15 protein-coding genes are annotated in these 16,488 nt (G+C 66.9%); 4 read left to right on the plus strand and 11 right to left on the minus strand.

What is annotated here, in order from left to right; all coding sequences use genetic code 11:
• Position 1 precedes the first annotated feature (1 nt).
• From G154_RS17970 to G154_RS18005, 8 genes are all read right to left on the minus strand, one after another.
• The gene (locus G154_RS17970; RefSeq protein ID WP_019511868.1) at positions 2–1,117 is read right to left on the minus strand and encodes an MCE family protein; all 1,116 of its coding nucleotides are present in this window, start codon (positions 1,115–1,117) and stop codon (positions 2–4) included.
• Positions 1,114–2,460, minus strand: a complete 1,347-nt coding sequence (locus G154_RS17975) for an MCE family protein (protein ID WP_234713099.1) — start codon at positions 2,458–2,460, stop codon at positions 1,114–1,116. Before G154_RS17975 ends, G154_RS17970 begins: the two co-directional genes overlap by 4 nt.
• The gene (locus G154_RS17980) at positions 2,457–3,821 is read right to left on the minus strand and encodes an MCE family protein (RefSeq protein WP_023986153.1); all 1,365 of its coding nucleotides are present in this window, start codon (positions 3,819–3,821) and stop codon (positions 2,457–2,459) included. Before G154_RS17980 ends, G154_RS17975 begins: the two co-directional genes overlap by 4 nt.
• Positions 3,818–4,849: a virulence factor Mce family protein gene (locus tag G154_RS17985; protein WP_019511865.1), complete on the minus strand. Its 1,032-nt coding sequence runs from the start codon at positions 4,847–4,849 to the stop codon at positions 3,818–3,820. The genes G154_RS17980 and G154_RS17985 overlap by 4 nt, the downstream gene beginning before the upstream one ends.
• Positions 4,850–4,884: 35 nt before the next feature.
• Positions 4,885–6,357, minus strand: coding sequence for an MCE family protein (locus G154_RS17990; protein WP_019511864.1), 1,473 nt, complete (start codon positions 6,355–6,357; stop codon positions 4,885–4,887).
• A 2-nt stretch (positions 6,358–6,359) separates the two neighbouring features.
• The gene (locus G154_RS17995; RefSeq protein WP_019511863.1) at positions 6,360–7,202 is read right to left on the minus strand and encodes an ABC transporter permease; all 843 of its coding nucleotides are present in this window, start codon (positions 7,200–7,202) and stop codon (positions 6,360–6,362) included.
• Positions 7,199–7,978 (minus strand): ABC transporter permease, encoded by a 780-nt coding sequence (locus G154_RS18000; RefSeq protein ID WP_023986154.1) that lies wholly within the window; start codon positions 7,976–7,978, stop codon positions 7,199–7,201. The genes G154_RS17995 and G154_RS18000 overlap by 4 nt, the downstream gene beginning before the upstream one ends.
• 193 nt (positions 7,979–8,171) lie before the next feature.
• On the minus strand, positions 8,172–8,795 hold the full coding sequence (locus G154_RS18005) for a TetR/AcrR family transcriptional regulator (protein ID WP_019511861.1): 624 nt from the start codon (positions 8,793–8,795) through the stop codon (positions 8,172–8,174).
• A gap of 87 nt (positions 8,796–8,882) precedes the next feature.
• Between G154_RS18005 and G154_RS18010 the strand changes: the two genes are divergently transcribed.
• On the plus strand, positions 8,883–9,746 hold the full coding sequence (locus G154_RS18010) for an alpha/beta fold hydrolase (RefSeq protein WP_019511860.1): 864 nt from the start codon (positions 8,883–8,885) through the stop codon (positions 9,744–9,746).
• A gap of 5 nt (positions 9,747–9,751) precedes the next feature.
• Positions 9,752–12,637, plus strand: a complete 2,886-nt coding sequence (locus G154_RS18015; RefSeq protein ID WP_019511859.1) for an aminotransferase — start codon at positions 9,752–9,754, stop codon at positions 12,635–12,637.
• 26 nt (positions 12,638–12,663) lie between these two features.
• Here the strand turns inward: G154_RS18015 and G154_RS26545 are convergent, their stop codons facing one another.
• Positions 12,664–12,822: a hypothetical protein gene (locus G154_RS26545; protein ID WP_019511858.1), complete on the minus strand. Its 159-nt coding sequence runs from the start codon at positions 12,820–12,822 to the stop codon at positions 12,664–12,666.
• A gap of 26 nt (positions 12,823–12,848) precedes the next feature.
• Here G154_RS26545 and G154_RS18020 point away from each other — a divergent pair, with 26 nt between their 5' ends.
• Positions 12,849–13,544 carry a hypothetical protein gene (locus G154_RS18020; RefSeq protein ID WP_019511857.1) on the plus strand — a complete coding sequence of 232 codons (696 nt, stop codon included), beginning with the start codon at positions 12,849–12,851 and terminating at the stop codon, positions 13,542–13,544.
• Here the strand turns inward: G154_RS18020 and G154_RS18025 are convergent.
• Positions 13,541–14,488, minus strand: a complete 948-nt coding sequence (locus G154_RS18025) for a DUF1214 domain-containing protein (protein ID WP_019511856.1) — start codon at positions 14,486–14,488, stop codon at positions 13,541–13,543. The genes G154_RS18020 and G154_RS18025 overlap by 4 nt on opposite strands.
• Positions 14,489–14,673: 185 nt before the next feature.
• On the opposite strand from G154_RS18025, the gene G154_RS18030 reads away from it, so the two are divergent.
• Positions 14,674–15,168: a nitroreductase family deazaflavin-dependent oxidoreductase gene (locus tag G154_RS18030; RefSeq protein ID WP_019511855.1), complete on the plus strand. Its 495-nt coding sequence runs from the start codon at positions 14,674–14,676 to the stop codon at positions 15,166–15,168.
• 12 nt (positions 15,169–15,180) lie between these two features.
• On the opposite strand, the gene G154_RS18035 is transcribed toward G154_RS18030, so the two are convergent.
• Complete coding sequence (locus G154_RS18035) at positions 15,181–16,395, minus strand: cytochrome P450 (RefSeq protein ID WP_019511854.1); 1,215 nt, start codon at positions 16,393–16,395, stop codon at positions 15,181–15,183.
• Between the last annotated feature and the right edge of the window lie 93 nt (positions 16,396–16,488).

The following is a 16,488-nucleotide window of genomic DNA, read 5'->3' on the forward strand; positions in this document are numbered from 1 at the left end:
GTCATCGCCCCTGATCCCATCGGTACGGCGCCACAAGGGGATTCACCGCGGTGTACGGGCTGGGCAGCTGCCCGATCGTGCGACCCCATTGCATCTCCAACTCGGTGAGATCGCCCTCCCACCGGGTCCCCGTGAACAGGCCCTGGTCCATCCGGCTCAGGGTCAGGTCGACCACCAGGGTGAGGTTGGCGTAGTCGCCGCGCATCCAGTTGGTGATCGTTTCCTTCGGGAACGGGTAGGTGGTGAGGAAGCTCAGTCCCCTGGTCAACGCGGGACCGGCATTGGCCAGCGATTCCAGCGTGGGCCCAAGGGCTTTCAGCTCGGCGACGAGCGCATCGCGGGTCTGGTTGGTCGAGTCGGCGGCCAGCGCGCTGAACCGGCCGAGCTGCACCAGCGCCTCGGCGAGGATCTCGCGTTGATCCTTGAGCACCTCGACGGCCTGGGGCAGGGTCTGCAACGCCTTGTCCACCACCGGCTTCTGCTCGGCGACCTGACCGACCAGCGAGTTCAGGCTCTCGGCGGCGGCGATGATATCGCCCTTCTGGTCGTTGTTGTAGGCGATGAATCTGTCCAGCTGCTCGATCAGGCTGCGCAGGTCGGCCTCGCGGCCGGTGAACGCCTGACTGAACGCCGCGGTGATGTCCTGGACGTTGCCGAGCCCACCGCCGTTGAGCAGCAACGAGATTGCCGCCAGCGTCTGCTCGGTGGTCGGGTAGGCACCACTGGACGCCAGCGGGATCACCGCGCCGGCCTGCAGCCGGCCCTGCGCGTCGGATGGGGCCGCGAGCTCGATGTGCTGCGATCCGAGCAGGCTGGTCTGGCCGAGCGTGGCGGTCGCGTTGGCGGGCAGCACCACGTCACCGTTGAGGCTCATGGTGACCAGCGCGTGCCAACCCTGTCGTTCGATACCGGTCACATTGCCGACGGTCACATCCCCGACCCGCACCCGTGAGTTCGGGGAGAGGTGGTCGATATCGGGCATCTGGGCCTGGATGGTGTACGAGCCGGGCCCGCGTCCCTCCACACCGGGTAGGGCCACCGAATTCAGGCCCTTCCACTGGCATCCGGTGGCGGCCGCCGCGACGATCAGCAGCGAACCGAGTATCCGTGTCCTCATGAGCCGGGTCCTGTCGGCACCATCAGTCCGGGCAGCCCGGCGGCCGGGTTGGTCGGCTGCGCCAGTTCGGCAGCCAGCGGCGGGCCGGGCACCGGCGCCGCCGGACTGTTCGGATCCACCGGCGCGGGCGGTGGCGGCGGACCGGCGGGCGGGATGTAATCCGGTCGCAGCCAATCCTCGCTCCAGGTCAGCTCATTGGGCCGTGCCGAGGCGGTGACACCGAGGTTCTGGCCGATCGGCAGGAAGTTGTACTGCCGGTTCTTCACGATCGGCGCCAGGTACTGCACGCAGAGCTTGGAGGACTGCTCGGCGTTGAGCCGCGACGCGGCCTGCACCGCGCCGCACAGGAAGCTGATCGGATTGGCGAAGTTGTTGATCACCGGGACGCTGGACACCGCGCCCTGAGCCGGTTGGTAGATGTTGATGTAGTTCTGGAAGCTGGTCGGTGCGACGTGCAGGAACTGTTTGAGATCGCCGAGGCTCTCGTTCAGCGCCGTGGTGACCCCGGCGAGCTTGTCCGATGTGGTGCCCAGCGTTTCGCGGTTGTCGGCCACGAAATTCTGCACCAGGCCGACGGTCTCGGACAGGTCCTGGACCGCATTGCCCACCTCGGTGGGATTGTCGGCCAGCGTGCCGGTCACCGAAGCCAGGTTCTGGTTGAGCGAGCGCATCACATCAGTGCTGTCCTGCAGCGCCGAGACCAGGATCGACAGGTTCTTCACCGTGGCGAACACGTCGGTGCTGTGATCGCCGACCGCCGAGATCGCCTGGGACAGCTTGACCAGGGTGGCGCGGATATCGGCGCCCTGACCGCGCAGGTTGTCCGCCGCGGTGTTGATGAACGCCCCCAGCTCGCTGACGCCGCCGGGTTCGGTGGGCTGCAGTGTCTCGGTGATGCGGTGCAATTGCTCACGGACATCGTCGTATTCGACGGGGACCACGGTGCGGTCCTGGCCGATGACGGCGTTGTCCTGCAGGACCGGCCCCTCGGAGTAGGTCGGGGTCAGCTGGATGGCACGTGAGGTCACCAGCATCGGCGAGAGGATGGCCGCGTTGACGTTCTCGGGCACCTTGTGGCTGCCGTCGTACCAGAACGAGATCTTGACCCGCTCCGGTTCCGGCTCGATCTTCTCGATCCGGCCGACCGGGACGCCGAGGATGACCACGTCGTCACCGACGAAGATGCCGTTGCTGCTGTCGAAGTAGGCGACCACGTTGACGCGGTGGAGCGTCTCGGCGGTGCGCACCACGAGGTACACACCGGCGCCGAGGATCGCGACCAGGGCAAGCGCCAGTGTGATGCGCACGGCGTTGTGCCGGGACGGAGCCGAAGATGACGTCACTGGCCTGCTCCCGGTAGTGCGCCGGACCCGTGCGTGACGGGCTCGCCGGGTGCGGGTACGAGCACCGGCCCCGGCGGGGTCGGGGTGGAGGCGATGCCCGGCGGGGCGATCGCGGGCGGACCCGGTGGCGGGCCGCCGGGCGGCGGTGCCGGCAGCGGCTCGCGGTACGGATAGCAACCGGTGGGTCCGGGCAGCGGGATTCCCGGTGGGCCACAACCCCGATCGCCCGGGTTGCCGGTGATGGCATCGGGCAGGGTCAGGCGCGGTTCACCACCCTGTCCGGTGCGGGGGTACGGATTCGGCATGGCCGGGGTGCCGGGCTGGCCGACCTGCGGGTCGGTGCGCTCCGAGGGCAGCAGGACATTGGGGTCAAGGCCCAGGTCGGAGAATGCGGCGTCGATGAACGGCTGCACGAACTGGCCGGGCAGCAGGTTGGCCACGTAGGACTTGAAGAACGGTCCGCCCGAGACGGATTCACCGAGGGACATCGCGTAGTCCCCGATCAGCTTCAGCGAGCGCTGCAGCCGTTGCTTGCGGTTGTCCAGGATGGTCAGCACCCCGTTGAGCTTTTCCAGCGCCGGCTTCATGGTTTCGTCGTTCTCGGCGATGAAGCCCTGCAGTTGGCGGCTCAGCGCCGAGATGTTGCCCGAGATGGCATCCAGGGCGGCCGTCTGGGTGCGCAGTTCGGCGAGCAACGCGTTGCTGCTGCGGACCAACGTGACGATCTGCGCACTGCGCTCGGCGAGCACGGTCGTGGCCTTGTTGGCATTGCCCAACAGGCTGCGCAGTTCGGCATCACGCTCGTTGAGCGTCTCGGAGAACCGGGACACACCGGCGATGGCGACGCGCAACTCCGGTGGGGTGTCGGCGAAGGTCTCCGAGAGCACGCGCAGCGAGTCGGAGAGCTGGTCGGTGTTCAGACCGCTGATGGTCGAGGCCAGATCGCCAAGGGCGTCGGGCAATTGATAGGCCGGGGTGGTGCGGTCCATCGGGATGGTGCCGTCCTGCCGTCCGTCCCCGCGCGGTGTCACCTCAAGGTATTTCGTGCCGAGCAGGCTCTTGGTCTTGACCGCGGCCTCGCTGCGATCACCGATGCGCACATCGTTGTCGATCTTGAACGTGACCAGCACCTGCTGGCCCTGCAGTTCGACACCCGAGACCTGCCCCACCCGCATACCGGAGACCTGCACGGTGGCGCCCTCGCGGATTCCGCCGGCCTCGGCGAAATATGCCGAATAGCTGCGGCCACCATTGAGGAAGGGCAGCTTGTCGTAGTTCAGGGCACCCAGGATGATGGCGGCCAGCACCGTCAAACCGATTGCGCCGACCACCAATTGGTTGCGCTCTGCGAACGATTTCATCGCGGCGTGCACCTCCCGGTGCTCTGCCCCGCCGCCTTCACATAGACCGGCTGACCACCCTTACCGTTGAGCTTGAGCACGATATCGCAGAGGTAGAAGCTGAAGAAGTCGCCGTAGATGCCCTGGCGTGCCAGGGCCTGATAGGCGTCGGGCAGGGTGTTGATCAGGTTGTCGAAGTAGTCCGCGTCGGCCACGACGATTCCCGCCGCCCGGTCGGTTTCGGTGATGGTCTTGGCCAATGGCGGCCGGGCCTGCTCGAGCAGGTCGGCGATGCTGCCCGCCGCGGCGCTGACATAGGCGACACCGTTGGCGATATCGGTGCGGCGCTCCGCGAGCCCGTCGACCAGCTGGCTCAGTCCGTCGACCCCCTTGGCGAACTGCTCGTTCTGGTCGCCCAGCGAACCCATCACGGTGTTGAGGTTGACGATGACCTCTCCGATCAGTTGATCGCGGTCGGCCAGCGTGTTGGTCAACGCGGCGGTCTGATTGAGAAACGAACCGATGGTGGCGCCCTGCCCCTGCAACGCGCTGATCAGCGTGCCCGACAACGCGTTGATCTGATCGGGCTGAAGGGCTTTGAACAGCGGCCGGAAACCGCCGATGAGCGCGTCGAGATCCAGCGCGGGTGCGGTGCGGGCCAGCGGAATGGTCGAACCGGGTTGCAGTCGCTCGGTATCGCCCGCGCCCTCCTGCAGACCGAGGTAACGCCCGCCGATCAGGTCGTCGTAGCGGATGACGGCGCGGGTGCCCTTGGTCATCACCACCGACGAGTCGGCGCTGAAGTTGACCAGCACGGTGCCGTCGTCGCGGATCTGCATATCGCCGACCTTGCCGACCTCGACACCGGCGATGCGGACGAAGTCACCGGGCTCCATGCCGCTGACATTGGTGAACTCGGCCTTGTAACCCTGTTCGGTCTCCCCGAAGCGCAGCTGCGAGAAGATCGCGAACAGCCCGAAGACACCCAGCAGACACACTGCCAGGAAGATGGTGAGCCGCCAGATGGCGCCTCCCAAGTTGTCTTTCATGACTGACTACGTCTCCTCTGGTGCGGGTAGGGCTTTCAGGACGGCGGGCCGGGTGCGGCCGGTACCGGTAACGGTTGCGGGGGCAACGGCGTCGGCTGAACGCCGGGGTTGGTCACGATGAACGGTTCCGAGCCCGGCCGGGGACCGGGGTCGCGCGGAGCGCCCGGCGGCGGGGCGGGCGGCAGCCCCGGCCACAAAGGCGTGCCGTCGGGGGCGTAGAGCTGTGCGCCGTAGGCCGGCGCGCCCGGGTACGGGATCGGTCCGATTGCCGGGCCGCCGAAGGTGTTCCGGATGCTGGGCGGTTCGGGAACCGCGCGGGTGACGGGCAACCAGTTTCCGTAGAACGGGAAGGAGATGCCCGGGTTGGGCCGCCAGTCCAGACCGCTGCCGAAGCCGGTGTTGGTGACCAGCTGTCGCACCGGCCAGTTCTGGTCGACGTTGGGCAGCGAGCCGCATCCCGGCTTGCCGCCGGGTCCGCCCTTGGCGCCGACGATCGGGAGATGGCGCGGATAGGAGTAGGGATCATCGCCGAGCATCAGCGCGGTATCCAGGATGAACGACTTTCCGTTACCACCGGTGGCGTCGTAGCCGCCGTGGTCGAGCAGGTACTTCGCGCCGGTCAGCAGGCAGGTGTAGGACGGGCTGTACTTGAACAGCAGGTCCGTTGTCGGCTGCAGGGTGTTGATCGCCTTGATCAGATTCTGCTGATTCGGTGCCAGCAGTTCGATTCCGGTGTTGGACAACCCGGTGGTGGCCAACAGCAGGGCATCGAGCTGCCGGGAGTTCTCGCTGATGGTGACCGCGGTGGTACTCGCGGCATCCAGGGTGGCCAGAATGTCTTGTGCGGCATCACCGTAGGCGGCGCTGAAGCCCTGCAGCGCCTGCCAGTCGGCCCGGATGGTGTCACTGCGGTCGTTGAGCGCGATGAGCACCTGGTTGGCGTCGGTGGTGGCCCGGCCGATGACCTCGCCACGGCCCCGCACACCCTCGGCCAGCGCCGCCAGCGCACTGTTCAGTTTGGCGGTGTCCACCTGGTCGAGCACGCCGACGAGGTTCTCGAAAACGGTGTTGACCTCGGTGGTGACGTTCTGCGACACCAGTACCTGGCCGGCGCTCAACCGTTCGGATTTCGGATTGGCCGGGTACACCAGGTCGACGAATTTGGCGCCGAAGATCGTGGTGGACCGGATCCTGGCCTCGACATTCGACGGGATGAACCGGATCTGGTCGGGATCGATATCGAGGCGCAGCTTCACCGGCGACGCGCTCTCGGTGTCGCCGCCGCTGATGGCGGCGACCTTGCCCACCTGGACACCGCGCAGCTTGACCTTGGCATTGGTCTCCATGACCAGACCCGAGCGATCCGAGGTCAGCGTCACCGGAACGGTGCTGCGCAGGCTTCCGGTGAACAGCGAGAAGGACAACCAGATGGCGGCGATGACGAACACCACCAGCAGCAGCGTCCACCAGCCCGGCGCGATCCCTGAGTTACGTTTCGTGGCTGCCATGGCTAACCCGCCAGGTTGAAGTTGCCGGATTGCCCGTACACCGCAAGGGAGATCATCACGACGACGAACGCGGAGATCACCAGCGAGGTGCGCACCGCCCGACCGACCGCCTCACCCACGCCGGCGGGCCCGCCGCTGGCGGTGAAACCGTAGTAGGTGTGCACCAGCATGATCACGATGGCCATGGCGATCGACTGGACGAAGGACCAGATGAGGTCGATCGGGTTGAGGAAGGTGTCGAAGTAGTGGTCGTAGACGCCGCTGGACTGACCGTAGATCACCGTGGTGCCGAGCTTGGCCGCGTAGAACGACATCAACACGCCGACGCAGTACAGCGGAATCACCACGATCACACCGGCGATGACGCGACTGGACGCCAGGTAGGCGATGCTGCGGATGCCGATGACCTCCAACGCATCGATCTCTTCGTTGATGCGCATGGCGCCCAGTTGTGCGGTGGCACCGGCACCGATGGTGGCCGACAAGGCGATCGCCGTGGTGGCCGGCGCGATGAGGCGGACGTTGAAGAAGGCCGACGCGAACCCGGTCAGCGCCTCGACGCCGATCTCGGAGAACTGGTTGTAGCCCTGGACGGCGACCAGCGCACCGGTACTCACGGTCAGGAAGCCGACGATCGCCACGGTGCCGCCGATGATGGCCAATGCACCGGTCCCCAGGCCCATCTGCGCGATGAGGCGGACGAGTTCCTTCGGGTACCGGATGAAGACGTCACCGATGGAGACCAGCGTGCGACCGAAGAACTGGGTTTGCTCGCCGACCTGATTCCAGGAATCGACGACGCTGTTGACGCTTCGCTTGACCCGCAGGCCCACCGTGGTCGTCACATCGTCGCCTTCACACCGACCGCGGTCGCGACCACGTTGATGGCGAACAGCGCCATGAACGTGAACACCACCGTCTCGTTCACGGCGTTACCGACGCCCGCCGGGCCACCGCCGACCGAAATACCCTTGTAGCAGGCGATCAGACCGGCCGTGAGACCGAACAGCGCGGCCTTCACCAACGCGACCAACACATCCGACGGACCGGTGATCAGGGTCAGGCCCGCCACGAAGGCGCCCGGTGACACGTGCTGGACATACACACAGAACAGGTATGCGCCGGTCAGACCGACCAGCACCACTGTCGCCGACAGTGCCAGCGATACCGTCGTGGCGGCCAGCACACGCGGGATGACCAACGCCTGAATCGGATTCACACCCATCACGCGTAGGGCGTCGAGTTCCTCGCGGATGGTGCGCGCTCCGAGATCGGCGCACATGGCGGTCGCACCGGCCCCGGCGATGACCAAAACGGTGACGATGGGCCCGATCTGGGTGACGGTGCCCAGGGCCGCGCCGGTCCCGGAGAAGTCGGCGGCGCCGAATTCGGTCAGCAGGATGTTGAAGGTGAAGGTGAGCAAGACCGTGTAGGGAACGGTCAGCATCAGCGTCGGCAGCAACGAAACTCGCGCGACGAACCAGGACTGGAGAATGTACTCGCGCCAGGCGAACGGCGGACGGAACATCAGGGTGAACACGTCCAGCGTCATCGAGAAGAATCCGCCGAAGGAACGAACGGGTTTGGCGACGACGTTCGGGATGGCGTCTTGCGCAGCCATCAGCGGGTTGCCTCCACGCCGCACAACCTCCGCATGGCCATGAAATCCCTTCGACGGTGCCCGCTGTCCGCGGGGCCGGCAGGTACCGGCCGGTCCGAACACGATATGACCACAGTCGTCGCTATGGATGCGGAAGAACGTACATAAGGATTTTCACAGTCACAACTGGCGTGCTCGCCGCCCCGCACCCCCGTCACGGCCCATCACCACCGGAAACGTATCCCGACACACCGAGCGCGCGTAGCGCGAAACCCTCGACACGCGCCCGCGCCACCGGGACCTGCTCGGCATCGAAGATCCTGGTCGAGGTGAGCTCCCGGCTGACCAGCGCCGCGATCGCGATGGCATCGGATTCCGGCTCGGCCAGCGGGAACGATCCGTCGGCCAGTCCGGCGGCCAGGATGTCGCTCAACGACGATTCCCTTCGCGAACGGGATCGTTCGCGCGCCTCGCGGTACCCCTTCGCCGAGCGCATCTCGTCGCAGTCGAGTACGGCCAGGTAGCGGTGCAGGTCCGAATCCATCGCCAGGGTGAACATCTGGTCGAGCCAGGCCCGCAGCCGGTCCAGCGGCGCGATGCCCGCTCCAGCGGCGATGGCGTCCAGCAGGACCGCCAGCCGCTCGGTGACATCGTCGAGCATCGCCAGGAACAACTCGTCCTTGGACTGGAAATGCCGATAGAAGGCGCGGCTGGACACCCCGGCGCGGGACAGGATGGCCGCCACGGGAATGGGACCGTCGTGCGGTTCTGCCAGGCACGCGAAGGTCGCCTCGACGATGGAGCCGCGCTCGGCGCCTCCGGGGTCGTTGGACAGCACGGTGGGGATTCTAGAGACCGGCCGCCGCGGTCAACCGACCGGTCAGTAACGTGGCTCACAGATTCGCGGATCGGCGAGAGGAATCCCGTGAGCACTGTCGGCAGCACACCGCACACCGTGACCTTCCGCGGAGTCGACGGCCTGGCACTGGTGGCCGACGAGTGGAACCGTGCCGAGGTGTCCGAGCAGGACGGACCCACCATCCTGTTGCTGCACGGGGGCGGTCAGAACCGGCATTCGTGGAAGAACACCGGCCAGATCCTGGCCTCCCGCGGCAAGCATGTGATCGCGATGGACAGCCGGGGCCACGGCGACAGCGAGTACTCCCCCACCGCCAACTACGCCGTCGAGACGCTGAGCGCCGACGTCCAGCAGGTGCTGCTGCAGATCGGTAGGCCCGTCGTGCTGATCGGCGCCAGCATGGGCGGGCTGACCGGCATCCTGGCCGCTCACGAGGCCGGCCCCGACGTCGTGACCAAGCTGGTGCTCGTCGATGTGGTACCACGATTCGAAAAGGATGGCAGCGCGCGCATCCGCGATTTCATGTTCAACCACGTACACGGGTTCGATTCGCTGGAGCAGGCGGCCGACGCGGTGGCCGCCTACCTTCCGCACCGGCCACGGCCGCGCAGCGTCGAGGGCTTGAAGAAGAACCTGCGGTTGCGCGACGGCCGCTGGTACTGGCACTGGGATCCGGCATTTCTCACCAAACCCGGTGACGACCCGTTCACCAGGGTGGACATGCTGGAGCAAGCGGCCCAGAATCTGCGTGTGCCGATCCTGCTGATCCGGGGAAAGTTGTCCGATGTGGTGTCCGTCGAGGGCGTGCAGAGCTTCCTGAAACAGGTGCCTGCCGCCGAGTTCGTCGAATTGTCCGATGCGGGGCACACCGCCGCCGGGGATGACAATGACGCCTTCACCGACGCCGTCGTCGCCTTCGTCGACAAGTGAGCGCCATGACCTCCGCCGGCGCGGGCTGTTCGGGCTTTAACTTCCTGGAGCAGCCCGCCCTGCCCGCACCCCAGCTCACCGAGGACCAGGCCACCGAGCTGCTGGCAACGCATTACGCGCTGCGCAAGACGGTGCGATCGCTGGGCAGTCAGCAGGACTGCAACTTCACCGTCATCGAGGAAGACGTCCCGGTGGCGGTGCTCAAGATCGCCAATCCGGCGTTCACCGAAGCCGAACTCGTCGCCCAGGACGTCGCGGCCGCGCTGATCGCCCACGCCGAGCCCGACCTGCGGGTGGCGGTGCCTCTGGACACCACCGACGGACAGAAGTTCGCGGTCGCAGACCCCGATTCGGGCGCGGGCCAGATCAGGCTGCTGCCCTACCTGTCGGGTGGGACCCTCAATGCCCGCGGTTATCTGTCGCCCGCGGTGGTGGCCGCACTCGGCGATATCGCCGGACGCGTCAGCGTGGCACTCGCCGACTTCACCCACCCCGGGCTGGACCGGATCCTGCAGTGGGATCTGCGGTACGGCGGCTGCGTGGTCGACGAGCTGATCACCCACGTCGCCGACCGACGGGACGAGGTCGCCTCGGCCGCACACGAGGCCTGGGAACGCATCTCCGCCGTTGCCGACGAGTTGCCGCAGCAGGCGGTGCATCTGGACCTCACCGACGCCAACGTAATAGCGGGCCCGTCGGGCATTCCCGACGGTGTCATCGATTTCGGGGATCTCTCCCGCAGCTGGGCGGTGTCGGAGATTGCCATCACCTTGTCCTCGGTGCTCGGACATCCCGGCGCCGATGCGACGTCGATTCTGCCCGGTGTCAAGGCCTTTCACGCGATCCGACCGCTGCGGCCCGCCGAGGCGCGGGCGCTGTGGCCGCTGCTGGTGTTGCGGACCGCCGTGCTCATCGTCAGCGGCGCCCAGCAGGGCGTACTGGATCCGGACAACAGCTACATCACCGAACAGTCCGAGGACGAATGGCGGATGTTCGATACCGCGACATCGGTGCCTACCGATGTCATGACGGCATTGATCCTCAGTGAGCTCGGGCTGGCCGAGCCGCCCGTCCGGCCGGAGATCGACAACCGGCTGATCGCGGATCTGGACCCGGACACCGTGGTGACGCTGGATCTGTCGGACACTCTCGATGACGCCGACGAACTGGCCGCCGAGGCGGTGCGCGCGGGCGGCGCGTTGGTGCTCACCCGGTTCGGCAAACCCCGGCTGGGCCTGGCCCCGCTGCTGTCGCCCGACAGTCCGCAGGTTGTCGAGACCGGTATCTCGCTGTGGTCGGCGACGACGATCCGGGTGCTCGCGCCGTGGGACGGTGAGGTCATCGACCGAACCGACGACCGGATCACGTTGCGCGGCATCGACTTCGAATTGACCCTCACGGGTATGGGGTCGAGCGCGGCACCGGGGCATATGCGCGCCGGCGAGCACCTCGGGGTGCTCGGGGCCGACCGCTGGACGCAGCTGGCGGTCCGTCCGGCAGGCGCGCCCGTCGCGCCGGCATTCTGCACCGCCGAGCTCGCACCGGGCTGGTTGGCGTTGTCATGCGACCCCCGAACCGTTTTGGGTCTCGAGCCCCTGCACGAGCCGCCCCAGCGTGATCTGCTGGATCGCCGTGACGACAGTTTCGCCTCGGTGCAGGAGCGTTACTACCGCAACCCGCCGCGGATCGAACGCGGCCACCGGCACTACCTGATGTCCACCGCGGGCCGGATCTACCTGGACATGGTCAACAACGTCGCGGTGCTCGGACACGCGCACCCCCGGGTCGCCGACGCCGCATCGCGGCAGCTGCGCAGACTGAACACCAACTCCCGATTCAACTACGAGGCCGTCGTCGAATTCAGTGAACGGATCGCGGCGACCCTGCCCGAGCAGCTGGACACCGTGTTCCTCGTCAATTCCGGTTCGGAGGCAAGCGATCTCGCGATCCGACTGGCGATGGCCGTGACCGGACGCCGCGATGTGGTGGCGGTCCGCGAGGCGTATCACGGGTGGACCTATGCCACCGACGCGGTGTCGACCTCCACCGCGGACAACCCCAACGCGCTGTCCACCCGGCCGGACTGGGTGCACACCGTCGAATCCCCGAACAGCTTCCGCGGCAAGTACCGCGGCGCGCAGGCATATCGGTACGCCGAGGAGGCCGTGGCCCAGATCGAACAGATGACGGCCGCCGGGCGACCGCCCGCGGGGTTCATCTGCGAACCGGTGTACGGCAATGCCGGCGGGATGGCGCTTCCCGACGGCTATCTCGAGCAGGTGTACGGCGCGGTGCGCGCGGCAGGCGGCGTCGCCATCGCCGACGAGGTCCAGGTCGGTTACGGCCGTCTCGGACAGTGGTTCTGGGGCTTCCCGCAACAACAGGTCGTGCCCGATATCGTGTCGGTGGCCAAGGCGACCGGCAACGGCTATCCGCTGGGCGCGGTCATCACCACCCGCGCCATCGCCGAGGGTTTCCGCTCACAGGGGTACTTCTTCTCCTCCACCGGCGGCAGTCCGCTGTCATGTGCGATCGGGCTCGCGGTGCTCGACACGCTGCGTGATGAGGGTCTGCAGGAGAACGCGTTGCGCACCGGCGGGTATCTGAAGTCGCGGCTGGAGGCGTTGGCCGCCAAGCATCCGATCATCGGCACCGTGCACGGGATGGGTCTGTACCTCGGTGTGGAGATGGTCCGCGACCCGGTGACCCTGGAACCCGCCACCGAGGAGACGATGGCGATCTGCGAACGGATGCTGGAACTCGGGGTGGTGATCCAGCCGACCGGCGACCATCAGAACATCCTGAAGACCAAGCCGCCGCTGTGCATCGACACCGCGGGCGCGGACTTCTACGTCGACATGCTCGACCGCGCGCTCACCGAGCTCTCCTGAAACCTGAATCCTGGCGAGCCCGCCGATCAGGGCTTCTCGGCCTCTTCCAGGCGCTGGTGCAGGCGGGCCCGGATGTCCGCGGGTGTGTACGAGCGGCGGATCCGCTGATCCCTGGCCACCAGCACGCCACCGGCCACCACACCGGCGACACCGGCGAGTCCGACCCACTTCCAGATGCTTCGCATGCTGCGATTGTGCCTAAGCTGCCCGGGTGGACGCACACACGGTGGATCTGACCCGCGCGCTGCAGGAGACCCGCACCGGAGACATCTGGCTGTTCCGGGGTGGTTCGGGCCCTGACCGGGCCATCCAGGCGTTGACCAACGCGCCGGTCAACCATGTCGGGATGACGGTGGCCATCGACGATCTGCCGCCGCTGATCTGGCACGCCGAACTCGGTCAGAAGCTGCTCGACCTGTGGACCGGCACCCACCACCGCGGTGTGCAACTCAACGACGCCCGTGAAGTCGTCGAACGCTGGGTCCACGAATACGGGCAGAAGGCCTGGTTGCGCCAGCTGACACCGCCGGCCGACCGGACACAGGAGGACCGGATGCTCAAGGTGATCGCCCGGATGGACGGCACCGCCTTTCCCTCGACGGCGCGGTTGACCGGCCGGTGGCTGCGGGGCCGGCTGCCGATCGTCAGCGATTTCACCCGCGGTCTGCCGGTCATCCACCGCAAGGTCCGCCAATCGGCCGAGCGCGACAAGGTCCAGCGCAGGTCGGCCGGGTTGGAGACGGCCTACTGCGCGGAGACGGTGGCCATCACCTATGAAGAGATGGGTCTGCTGACCACCGAAAAACGGGAGAACTACTTCGACCCCGGCAAATTCTGGAGCGGGGACACCCTGCGGCTGGCGCCGGGCTATGCGCTCGGCGACGAGATTGCGGTGCGGGTCGACTAGATCATCGTGAGTTCCGGTGCGGCCCAGCTCCCGTCGAGGATCTGCGGACGCGGCCGGTACAACCGGATGAGGTAATTCCAGCCGTCCGGGACGATGATCGCGTTCGGCGGCAGCTCGCCGTCGGCCGAGGGCACGAACCGCACCGTCACCGAACCGTCCGTCCCCCGCACACCGGTCACGCTGTTGACCGAATACAGGCCCGCAGCGTTGGGTTCGAAAAAGCCCTTGGCGTTGTACACCGACACCGACCAGAACGCGTCGACCGGCACGTCGGCGAACACGAGTTGATACTGCCCCGCAGGCAGTTTCGGGTCGACCCCGATATAGGCCGCCTCGCTGGTCGGCAGACCGCCCCAGCCGGCGGCGCAGCCGATCAGGTGGCGCACCGGGTCCACCTCGTCCCGGGTGCCGAAGGTTCGATCGAAGTTGCGCAACCCGGCGGCCAGCGCCAGCAGCGCGTCACGGGTGGCGTCCAGCCCGGCGGTGTCGTAATCGGGCATGACGAACGGCTGCTGTGCGTCACCGACCAGCCGCAGCGCGTCCTGCAGCTGCGCGACCGCCGCGACGTCGTCGGTGCTGGTGGGGTCGACCAAGATCCGGACTGCGACGAATGCGTAGCGGGAGCCGAACTCTTGGGCGGTCAGCACATGCTCACCGGGCTGGTGCAGGACGCGATTGACGTAGTGGTCCTCGTTGACGATCATCGCCGACAGATACCGCTCGCCGGCATCCGGCAGCGTCAGCCGCACGGCCTCGGCAAGGTCGACCACCGCGAAGCTGTACAGCGTGTCGCGATTGAGCCGGATGACGGTCTGCTCCTCGATGCGTGCCGGTGTCCGGTTGTGCCGGAACCGCCCGACACCGCCGGCAACGGCCTGATTGTCGCGGAACATCCGGTGGGTTTCGGCCCGGACGAAATTGTCGGCGTCGACGTGGATCGGCATGCGTCGATTGTCCACCTCGCGCGGCGACTGGCGGCCGGTTTGGCGGATAACCGGTGCCCATGGCACGGCGGGGCGAGATGTACTGGCGTACTTCGACAATGATCTCAGCGGTCGCGCGGTACGCAATGCGCAGGAGTTGCGCAGCCTGCTGATGCCACCGAGAACCTACGCGTACGGTGCAGTACATGCCGTTGCGCCATGTGGATCCCGAGAGGCCCCGAGGTTCCAAGTACCACGCCAGTGTGCGCTTCGGGCGCTCGCCGATTGGGCAGTTCATCGCCAGGCACATCGCCCGGCGCACCGACCCGTATCTCTTCCGGTTGACCCGCGGTCGCATCAACATGGGCCCCATCATCAACGCCCCGCTGGTGACCACCGGCGCCAAGTCCGGCAAACGCCGTCAGGTGCAGTTGACCTACTTCAACGACGGCCCGGACGTCATCCTGTTGGCGTCCAATTACGGCGGCGCCAAGCATCCCCAGTGGTACTACAACCTGAAGGCCAACCCGGACTGCGAGTTCGGTATGGAACCCTTCACCGCCTCCCAGGTGACCGACCCCGACGAGTACGACCGACTCTTCGGTCTGGCCGGCCGGGTGTACGCCGGCTATGACGATTACCGGGAAAAGACCGCCCCGGAGGGGCGGACGATCCCGATCTTCCGGCTCACCCCGCGCTGATCGAACGGTCGCTCAGCGCACCGCCAGGGTCAGGTGATCGAGCCTGCGCACCAGGATGCTCGGCAGCCACGCGCCCACCTCGGCGGCGTCGATCCAGGCCGTGCGCTCCAGCAGCATCCGCAGCACGATCCTGGCCTCCAGACGGGCCAGCGCGGCGCCAACGCAGAAGTGGGCGCCCTTACCGAACGCGATGTGTCCCTTCATCTCTCGACGATCAAGTCGGAACACGTCGGGATCGTCGAAGTGCTGCGGGTCGCGATTCGCCGCTCCCCACATCAGCAGCAGACGCGAGTCCGCGGGCAGGTGCACCCCGGCCAGCTCGGTGTCCCTGCGCACATGTCGGTAGTGGCCGCGGAACGGTGATTCGTAGCGCAGCACCTCTTCGATGAACGCACCGAGCAGCTCCGGGTTGTCGCGGACCTGTCGTTGAACGGCGCTGTGCGTCGCCAGAATCCACGCTGCGCTGCCCAGTATCGAGGCCGTGGATTCACCGGCCGCGCTGAACAACGTGATCATGATCGTCAGCGCCGGAAACTGTTCCAATTCCCCGGCCGCACAGCGGGCGGCGAGGTCCGCGACGAGCCCGGGCGCGCGACCGTCTGCGGCCCTGGTGAAATGGTCCAAGACATACCCGGAGAGCTGCACGGCCGCCACGCCCGCGGCCTCCAGTTGCTCCGCGTCGACGATGCCGTCGAGCAATGTCGTGGTGACATAACCCAACCTGATGAGGGTGTCGACATCGCCGTCGGCCAACCCGAGCAAGCGGGCGACAACCATCATCGGCAGCCGGTTGGCGACCATGCTCATCCATTCGATCCGGCCACCGCACTGGCCGTCTTCATAGAGTCGACCGGCGGTCGCTTCGGCGAACTGTTCGATGACGCGGATTCGCCGCGCCGACAGGTGCGGCAGGAGCAGCGTGCGGTGCACATCGTGAGCGGGGTCATCCGCGGTCGCCAGGGCATGCATCGGGCCACCCAAGGGACCCATGTCGAACGGGGTGACGCGGCCGTCGTCGTGATAGACCATGGTGGCCGTCAGGTTGGAGGAGAAGTCCTCGACGCGAGCGACGGCCTCGACCACGGCATCCCACCCACAGACCGCGTAGAAGGTCGAATCTCCGATGCGCTGCACGGGGGCGCGCCCGCGCATTCGGGCGTAGTGCGGATAGGGATCGTGCAGGGCGTCGGTGCCGAAGATCTCGGCGGCATCCGCTGAGAAGGTCATCCGCCCAGCGTGAACGTCGGAGAAGTAGCTGGTCAACGGTGCGCGACAAAGGCGATAACCCGCGCGGAGCAGGGTCGGCGCACCGATTCTCAC

Source organism: Mycobacterium sp. VKM Ac-1816D, assembly GCF_000416385.1.
GTDB lineage: Bacteria > Actinomycetota > Actinomycetes > Mycobacteriales > Mycobacteriaceae > Mycobacterium > Mycobacterium neoaurum_A.

Coding starts and splice junctions, on each gene's coding strand:
- G154_RS17970 (WP_019511868.1), bottom strand. CDS start 1,117: ATGAGGACACGGATACTCGGTTCGCTGCTGATCGTCGCGGCGGCCGCC.
- G154_RS17980 (WP_023986153.1), bottom strand. CDS start 3,821: ATGAAATCGTTCGCAGAGCGCAACCAATTGGTGGTCGGCGCAATCGGT.
- G154_RS17985 (WP_019511865.1), bottom strand. CDS start 4,849: ATGAAAGACAACTTGGGAGGCGCCATCTGGCGGCTCACCATCTTCCTG.
- G154_RS17990 (WP_019511864.1), bottom strand. CDS start 6,357: ATGGCAGCCACGAAACGTAACTCAGGGATCGCGCCGGGCTGGTGGACG.
- G154_RS18000 (WP_023986154.1), bottom strand. CDS start 7,978: ATGGCTGCGCAAGACGCCATCCCGAACGTCGTCGCCAAACCCGTTCGT.
- G154_RS18015 (WP_019511859.1), top strand. CDS start 9,752: ATGACCTCCGCCGGCGCGGGCTGTTCGGGCTTTAACTTCCTGGAGCAG.
- G154_RS26545 (WP_019511858.1), bottom strand. CDS start 12,822: ATGCGAAGCATCTGGAAGTGGGTCGGACTCGCCGGTGTCGCCGGTGTG.
- G154_RS18025 (WP_019511856.1), bottom strand. CDS start 14,488: ATGCCGATCCACGTCGACGCCGACAATTTCGTCCGGGCCGAAACCCAC.
- G154_RS18030 (WP_019511855.1), top strand. CDS start 14,674: ATGCCGTTGCGCCATGTGGATCCCGAGAGGCCCCGAGGTTCCAAGTAC.
- G154_RS18035 (WP_019511854.1), bottom strand. CDS start 16,395: ATGACCTTCTCAGCGGATGCCGCCGAGATCTTCGGCACCGACGCCCTG.